Below are 5,634 nucleotides of genomic sequence, written 5' to 3' on the forward strand. Positions count from 1 at the left end.
GTGGGAGTGGGCCTTAGACAAGCCACATCCCATTCGGGGGTTCTCGTTCGTTCAAGCAGGCGCGCTGCTACCAACCTCGTGGCCGGGTACAACTAGAGGGGGGTCAGAGGCTTCGCGAGCCGTCGGTCGACGTCGAGGACGTGTCGGCGTACCGGCCCTGGCCCTGCGCGAGCAGGTCGCGGATCTCGGTGAGCAGGGCGACGTCAGCGGGCTCCCCGGGTGCCTCGGACGGGAAGTAGCGCTCCTTCGCCTTGGTGTAGGGCACCACGATGAAGAAGTAGACGACCGCCGCGAGCAGGACGAACGCGATCAGGGCGTTGAAGAAGAAGCCGACGTCGCCCTCCTTGGCCCCCTGGAAGGTGCCCTCCAGGCCGGGGACGTTGGCGGTGATGACGGCCGTGAACGCCGTGACCACGCTGGCGAACGCCGCGCCCATGATGAACGCGACCGCGAGCTCGATCAGGTTGCCGCGGAGCAGGAAGCTCTTGAAGCCACTCAAGGGAGTTCTCCGATTTTCTCGTGGACCCGAGGGCCGGTCAGTGAGTGTGTTCCGAACGTCTCGCAACCTAGCGGACAATCACCGCAGAAAGGAATGACGAGACTCCGAGCCCAGCGAGTCGACGGGCCGTCTCCGGAGGTACGGCGACCACCACGAGCGCACCTGACACGGCGCTCACGCCCTCGTCGCGCGGTCGGGGCAGCGCGATCACGGGCACCCGGGACGCGGCCTCGACGGGCTCCTGCTCGCCCTGGGGGTCGGCGGCGTACAACGAGATGCGGTCACCCACGCGGAGCAGCCGTGCGGTGCCCGGGTCGCCGATCCGCACCGGGGCGGCGACGTCGCCCGCATGGTGGGCGAGCAGGTCGGCGGTGAGCAGGCGGACGTCGGTCAGCGGCTCGCCGGCACGCACCGGACCGGTGGTGGTGCGGCCCAACGCCTCGGCCGCGGAGCGCACGACGCCCGACGGCACCGCCTCCGGCGGCAGGGGACGGGTCACGAGGTCGCCCGGCCCCACCGTGGCACCGGGTGCGATGTCGTGCGCGGCGGTCAGCACGGGGACCGTCGGGGGAGGCGGGGCGGCGTACGCCCGCACGCCGGCGAGCACGGCCAGCCCGGCGAGGACCGCCGCGAGCGGGCGACGGCGGGCGAGCACGGCGCGACGGAGACGTCGCCAGCCGCGGCCGCGGCGCGGACGGGGGACCGGTGCGGAGGTCATCCCCCGAGGCTAGGGAGAAGCGGACGCGGCCGTCGGCCGTCGTCCACAGGGCTCAGGCGGCCGAGCCGGCCTTGCTGGTGGACTCGGTCTTAGTCGAGGCCGACTCGGTCTTGGTCGAGTCCGACTTCGACTCGGCCTTCGAGGACGACGCGGAGGACGCCGAGGCCGGGGCGGACGACGTGTCGGACGACGATGAGCCGTTGCGCGAGTCCGTGCGGTAGAAGCCGGAGCCCTTGAACACGACGCCCACGGCGTTGAAGACCTTGCGCAGCCGGCCCTGGCACTGCGGGCAGACCGTGAGGGAGTCCTCGCTGAAGCTCTGGAACTGCTCGAAGGCGTTGTCGCACTCGGTGCAGGCGTACTGGTAGGTGGGCACGGGGGTCCTCCGTCGGGTCGAGCGAGCCGGGACCCTCCGGGGTCCGGCCACGGGGCTGGCACTCGGGGGGTCCGACTGCCAATTATCGCAACACCGAGCCCGTTCGCCAACTTCCCGTCCGCGGGCGGCACAATGTCCGCCGTGTCCGACACCCCCGCGTCCGTGCCCTCCGACGACGCGCGACGGCCGGGCCTGCTCGCCCAGTTCCGGGCCTGGCCCCGCGCGGGCCGCTGGGCGACGTACGTCGCGGTGGCGCTCGTGCTGGTCGTCGTCGCGGCGCTCGTGGCGGGGGTCGTCGTGGTGCGGAAGCCGTTCCCGCAGACCGAAGGCGAGATCAAGGTGCCGGGCCTCGGTGCCGACGTCGACGTGCTGCGCGACGCGCAGGGCGTGCCGCAGATCTACGCCGACACCACGCACGACCTCTTCTACGCGCAGGGTTTCGTGCAGGCGCAGGACCGGTTCTACGAGATGGACGTCCGGCGGCACATCACCGCCGGCCGGCTGTCGGAGATGCTCGGTGAGGACGCGCTCGACACCGACAAGTTCATCCGCACCATGGGCTGGCGGCGGGTCGCGGAGGAGGAGCTGTCGTTGCTCGACCCCGAGACGCTGACCTACCTCGAGGCGTTCAGCGACGGGGTGAATGCCTACATCGACAGCCACAGCCCGTCGGAGATGTCGCTGGAGTACTCCGTGCTCGCACTCAACGGCCTCGACTACGCGCCGGAGGAATGGACGCCGGCCGACTCGGTGGCGTGGCTCAAGGCGATGTCGTGGGACCTGCGCGGCAACATGGAGGACGAGATCACCCGGGCGGTCCTCGCCGGCCGGCACAGCGAGGCCGACATCGCCGAGCTGTTCCCGCCGTACCCCTACGACCGGCACCAGCCGATCGTCACCCAGGGCGCCGTCGTCGACGGCGTCTACGAGGGTGAGGCGACCCGGCCGGGCACCCGCAAGCCGGCCCGCCCCGCGTTGTCGGGCGCGGTGTCCGAGGCGCTGGCCGACCTCAAGGGCGGCCTGGACGCCATGCCGGAGCTGCTGGGCCACGGGAAGGGACTGGGCAGCAACGGCTGGGTCGTCGACGGCGAGCACTCCACCACCGGCCGGCCGATCCTCGCCAACGACCCGCACCTGGGGATCTCGGTCCCGGGCATCTGGTACCAGATGGGCCTGCACTGCAACGACGTCGGCGACGCGTGCCCGTTCGACGTCACCGGGTACACCTTCGCCGGGCTGCCGGGGGTGGTGATCGGCCACAACCAGGACATCGCCTGGGGCTTCACCAACCTCGGCCCCGACGTGACGGACCTGTACCTGGAGAAGATCGAGGGTCAGCAGTACGAGTACGACGGCAAGCTGCGCGACCTCGACCTCCGCGACGAGACGATCGAGGTGCTCGGGCGCGACGAGCCGTTCACTTTCACGGTCCGCTCCACCCGGCACGGCCCGCTGCTATCCGACGTGTCCGCCGAGCTCAGCACGGTCGGCGCCAACTCGCCCGTCGGCGACGACGCCCCCGCGCGCGGCAACGGCTACGGCGTCGCGCTCGCCTGGACCGCCCTCGAGCCGGCCAACACCGCCGACGCGATCTTCGGGATCAACACCGCGCGCAACTGGGACGAGTTCCGCGCCGCCGCGGCCGACTTCGCGTCCCCCTCGCAGAACATGGTGTACGCCGACCGGGAGGGCCACATCGGCTACCAGGCGCCGGGCCGGATCCCGATCCGCAAGTCCGGCAACGACGGCGACTACCCGGCCGAGGGCTGGCTGCCGTCGAACGACTGGACCGGCAAGTACGTCCCCTTCGACGCGCTGCCCAGCGTGCTCGACCCGAACGCCGGCTACGTGGCCACCGCCAACCAGGCGGTGACCGGCAAGGACTACCCGTACTACCTCGGCGACTCCTGGGCCTACGGGTACCGCAGCCAGCGGATCGTCGACCTGCTGGAGCAGAAGGAGAAGCTCAGCGTCGAGGACATGGAGTCGATCCAGCTCGACGACCGCAACGGCTTCGCGCCGACGATGGTGCCCTACCTCCTCGACGTGCTGATGCCCTCGGACTACCTCGGTGCCGGCCAGCGGCTGCTGAAGTCGTGGGACTTCGACCAGGACGCCGACTCCGCCGCGGCGGCGTACTTCAACGCCGTCTGGAAGGAGACCCTGACGCTCACCTTCCACGACGACATGCGCGAGGCGGTGTGGCCGGACGGCGGCGGCCAGTGGTACGAGGTGATGCGCCGGTTGCTCGCCGAGCCCGACAGCCACTGGTGGGACAACACCGAGACCGAGACCGAGATCGAGACGCGCGACGACATCCTCGCCGAGGCGATGGCCGCCGCGCGGGACGACCTCGTCGTCCGCCAGTCGCGACGCGCGGTCGACTGGACCTGGGGCCACCACCACCGGATGAACCTCGAGAACCAGACCGTCGGCCAGTCCGACATCGGGCTCGTGCAGTGGCTGTTCAACCGCGGCGGCTACGAGGTCGGCGGCGGCTCCGAGATCGTCGACGCCACCAAGTGGGACGCCGCCAGCGACTCCTACGAGGTCACCGCCGCGCCGTCGATGCGGATGGTGGTCTCGATGGCCGACTTCGACGACTCGCGCTGGGTGAACCTGACCGGCACGTCCGGCCACGCCTTCAACGACCACTACGTCGACCAGACCGAACTGTGGGCCGAGGGCCGCACGCTGCCGTGGCTGTGGTCGCGCAAGGCGGTCGAGGAGTCCGCCGAGCACACGCTGACGCTCACGCCAGGCGGGTGACCGGTGTCCGGGTGGTCGAGCTTGTCGAGACCACTGTCAATCCGTGCGGGACCGGGCCAGCCGGGGCAGATCCTCGAACCGTCCTTCGATCAGAGCCATGCGTTTGGCGCGTGACCATCTCTGCAGCTGCTTCTCCAGTCCGAAGGCGTCGGTGACCTTCTCGAACTCGGCGCACCAGAGGAGCTCCACGGGCCGACGGCACGCGGTGTAGCGCGAGCCTTGGCCGAGGTTGTGTTCGTACACCCGCTTGTGCACGTCGAACCGCGTGCTGCCGACGTACAGCGAACCGTCGGAGCATCGCAGGATGTAGGTGAAGGGCATGCCCCAGGGTGGATCGCCGAGCGTCCTGCCCGCCTGACGAGTTCCGGCTCTGTGGATACGTGGTCTCGACGGGCTCGACCACCCGGGTGTGTGGTCTCGACGGGCTCGACCACCCGGGAGTGTGGTCTCGACGGGCTCGACCACCCGGGTGCGTGGTCTCGACGGGCTCGACCACCCGAGGGCTCACGCCAGGCGGGTGACCCCCGACGGCGTGACGACGGCGGTGACCCGCCGGTCGTGGGGCGCGGACGGTACGGCGTCGAGCACCTCGTCGTCGTAGAGCAGCGCGCACACGAACGTGCCCACCGGCACCCGCGCCAGCGCGCGGTCGTAGCAGCCGCCGCCGCGGCCCAGCCGCATCCCGCTCCGGTCGACGGCGACCGCGGGGACGAGCACGACGTCCGCGGTGGCCACCGCGTCGACGCCGAGGTGCGGCTCGGCCGGCTCGAGCAGGCCGAAGCGGGCGTCGGCGAGGCCGTCGGCGCCCGTGTAGCGGCCCCAGTCGAGGTCCTTGTCGGGGAGCACGACGGGCAGGATCACGTGCCGGCCCGACGCGCGGACCGCGTCGATCAGCGGGCCGGTGCCGGGCTCGAGCCCGCGCGAGACGTAGGCGGCCACGGTCGCCGCTCGCCGTACCTCCGGCGTCGCGAGCAGGTGCTGCGCGATCGCCCGGCCGGACTCGCCGACGTCGAGCAGCGAGCGCCGGCGCCGTGCGGTCGACAGCTGGTCGCGCAGCGCGATCTTGGCGCCGTCGACGGGAACGGTCTCCCTCTCGTCCATGCCGCGAGCGTACGACCTGTCCGCGGTGGTCTCGACGGGCTCGACCACCCGGTGCGGCGGGGCCCCGCTAGATGTACCCGGCCACGAGGTTGGTAGCAGCGCGCCTGCTTGAACGAACGAGAACCCCCGAATGGGATGTGGCTTGTCTAAGGCCCACTCCCACCCGGAGGT

The 5,634-nt window shown here is 71.1% G+C and carries 6 protein-coding genes; 1 reads left to right on the plus strand and 5 read right to left on the minus strand.

The window, feature by feature from the left end:
* Positions 1-103: 103 nt before the first annotated feature.
* The 3 genes from ETU37_RS22910 to ETU37_RS22920 form a co-directional block, all read right to left on the minus strand.
* Positions 104-499 carry an MscL family protein gene (locus tag ETU37_RS22910; protein WP_129989809.1) on the minus strand — a complete coding sequence of 132 codons (396 nt, stop codon included), beginning with the start codon at positions 497-499 and terminating at the stop codon, positions 104-106.
* Positions 500-566: 67 nt separating this feature from the next.
* Entirely contained in the window at positions 567-1,217 is a 651-nt protein-coding gene (locus ETU37_RS22915) for an SAF domain-containing protein (protein ID WP_129989811.1), read from the minus strand.
* Between the two features lie 52 nt (positions 1,218-1,269).
* Complete coding sequence (locus tag ETU37_RS22920) at positions 1,270-1,593, minus strand: FmdB family zinc ribbon protein (RefSeq protein WP_129989813.1); 324 nt, start codon at positions 1,591-1,593, stop codon at positions 1,270-1,272.
* A gap of 141 nt (positions 1,594-1,734) precedes the next feature.
* Between ETU37_RS22920 and ETU37_RS22925 the strand changes: the two genes are divergently transcribed.
* Positions 1,735-4,362, plus strand: a complete 2,628-nt coding sequence (locus ETU37_RS22925) for a penicillin acylase family protein (protein WP_240755906.1) — start codon at positions 1,735-1,737, stop codon at positions 4,360-4,362.
* Between the two features lie 36 nt (positions 4,363-4,398).
* Here ETU37_RS22925 and ETU37_RS22930 read toward each other — a convergent pair whose 3' ends face one another.
* On the minus strand, positions 4,399-4,683 hold the full coding sequence (locus ETU37_RS22930; protein WP_129989817.1) for a GIY-YIG nuclease family protein: 285 nt from the start codon (positions 4,681-4,683) through the stop codon (positions 4,399-4,401).
* Between the two features lie 183 nt (positions 4,684-4,866).
* Positions 4,867-5,463, minus strand: coding sequence for a 5-formyltetrahydrofolate cyclo-ligase (locus tag ETU37_RS22935; RefSeq protein ID WP_129989819.1), 597 nt, complete (start codon positions 5,461-5,463; stop codon positions 4,867-4,869).
* Between the last annotated feature and the right edge of the window lie 171 nt (positions 5,464-5,634).

This window comes from Nocardioides iriomotensis, from assembly GCF_004168035.1.
Taxonomy (GTDB): Bacteria; Actinomycetota; Actinomycetes; order Propionibacteriales; family Nocardioidaceae; genus Nocardioides_B; species Nocardioides_B iriomotensis.

Coding starts and splice junctions, on each gene's coding strand:
- ETU37_RS22930 (WP_129989817.1), bottom strand. CDS start 4,683: ATGCCCTTCACCTACATCCTGCGATGCTCCGACGGTTCGCTGTACGTC.
- ETU37_RS22935 (WP_129989819.1), bottom strand. CDS start 5,463: ATGGACGAGAGGGAGACCGTTCCCGTCGACGGCGCCAAGATCGCGCTG.
- ETU37_RS22915 (WP_129989811.1), bottom strand. CDS start 1,217: ATGACCTCCGCACCGGTCCCCCGTCCGCGCCGCGGCCGCGGCTGGCGA.